At 65.7% G+C, this 1,872-nt stretch carries 2 protein-coding genes; both read left to right on the top strand.

The genetic code is table 11. The features are described from left to right. The first annotated feature begins 58 nt into the window (after positions 1-58). Entirely contained in the window at positions 59-490 is a 432-nt protein-coding gene (locus U9980_RS27955) for an SRPBCC family protein (protein WP_322748645.1), read from the top strand. A gap of 18 nt (positions 491-508) precedes the next feature. Next, entirely contained in the window at positions 509-955 is a 447-nt protein-coding gene (locus tag U9980_RS27950) for a MarR family winged helix-turn-helix transcriptional regulator (protein WP_322748646.1), read from the top strand. Positions 956-1,872: the final 917 nt, after the last annotated feature.

Genomic DNA, 1,872 nt, shown 5'->3' with positions numbered 1-1,872 from the left:
ACTGATAGGATGCGCGCAGATAATCTACGCATAGACTTTTATGGCAGGAGGTCCCAGGATGTGGTCCTACGAGCACAGCGTCCTGACGGAGGCGGCGCCGGAGGCGGTCTGGCGGTTGTGGGCAGACGTGGCAGGCTGGAGGGCCTGGAACGCGGACATCGACGGGATCGAGGTCAGTGGTCCGTTCGAGGTCGGGAGCGAGATCGTAATGAACCCCGCAGGTGAACAGCCGGTGCGGCTGCGGCTGACTGAGGTTGACGCGCCATGGCTGTTCGTCGATGAGGTCGATCTCGGCGACATTCTGGTCCGCACCACGCACCGCATCGACGCGGTCGACGCGGAGCGCCGCCGCGTGACCTACCGGACGGAGATCACAGGTTCGGCGGCCGACGAGCTGGGAACTCAGGTCGGCCCGGCGATCACGGCTGACTTTCCGGACACGATCGGGGCGTTGGTCAGGCTCGCGGAGGCGCCAGCGTCCCGCGACTGACGAAGGTCGACCGATAACGTGGCCTTGCCTCCCGGTGGCAGCCCCGGCTTCCTGCTGTGGCACGCCACGCTGCGCTGGCAACGGGCGATCGCGGCGGCGCTCGCCCCGCTCGAACTCACTCATGTCCAGTTCGTGCTGCTCGCCTCCGTCTGGTGGCTGGGCGACCAGGGTGAGCCTCCCAACCAGCTCGCCGTCGCCGCGCACGCCGGCACCGACGTGAAGATGACGTCACAGGTGCTGCGCACCCTGGAACGCAACGGTTTGGTCAGCCGCGAGACCGACCCGGCCGACACGAGGGCGAAGCTGCTTCAGGTCACCGCAAGGGGCGCCGAGCTCGCCCCCCGCGCGATCGCCGCTGTCGAGCGCGTCGACGCGGACTTCTTCCGTCCCGTCCCGACCGAAGGGGCGCTTGCTCTGCTACGCCGTCTGGCTCACCCGGACGGCAGCGGCCGCGCGATCGACTGAACACCCTTGTTGATGTTACTTTTGCGATTACGCATATTTTCCGATCTTGGAAGCGACTGTCGGCAGGCCCTATGCCCTGTACGTGCATGGCGGGAGCGACACGACGGGCGCGGTTCGTTCGGTGGAAACGATCGCGACCGGCCCGCGGCGGCGTCTCCGGGAGTCACGGACCGCTTGGTGCGTCTGCTCTCCGGCGGGACGTACGTACTACCGCCAAGTGCGTGACGTCTTACGACACCTCGGACGCCCAAGCCCCACCCCCGATCAACGTCAACCAGCGGCGGACTTCGAGCTGGAGGAAATGTCGGGAGAGGCTGCGGACACGGTGGCGACGGTCGGCCTGGGCCGGCCGTTACCATCAAAGGCGAGCTTGTGGTTGCGGCTATTCCCTAGGATGGTGAAGTCAGCTTCTACGCATTGCATGGCGGCGGTGTGGTCGGGGCTCGCGCTGCGGGCGAACACGCGAGTCAACCTGCTTGCGCGGCTCCCTCGCAGTCGTGCCGGGCCTGGATCGGTTAGCCCGAATTACCTGACGGGTGGCATCTCGTACCAGGGGGACCATTCGGACCAGGCCTCCCAGTTCGGCGAACCGTTGTCCTTGAGCCAGTTTCACGCGTGGTAAACATCCCCGCCGGATCCCAGAGCGAAGATTTCCTGATGACGGTCGGAGTGAGTGCCGGCGGCGATCGCTGTCAGCATATTGGCCGTACTACCCGGTGTGGAAGCCGCCTTCGCAGGTGCGGGGGCGGGCATGTCCGTCCAGTCCGACCAGCCTGCTTCTGTACAGCGGCTTGGTCAGTAGTCCATAGGTATCGCCCTCCCATGTTCATCACTCCCTTCGGGGTGTACGGCGGTATCCGGGGCTCCAACTCCGTTGGCTGACACCCGGAGATTTTGGTGAAGATGGTCCAAGCGAT

It is taken from the genome of Protofrankia sp. Cr1, from assembly GCF_963555865.1.
GTDB lineage: Bacteria > Actinomycetota > Actinomycetes > Frankiales > Frankiaceae > Protofrankia.
Note: the sequence above shows the minus strand (reverse complement) of the source record. Positions and strands in the feature narration are given on the sequence as shown.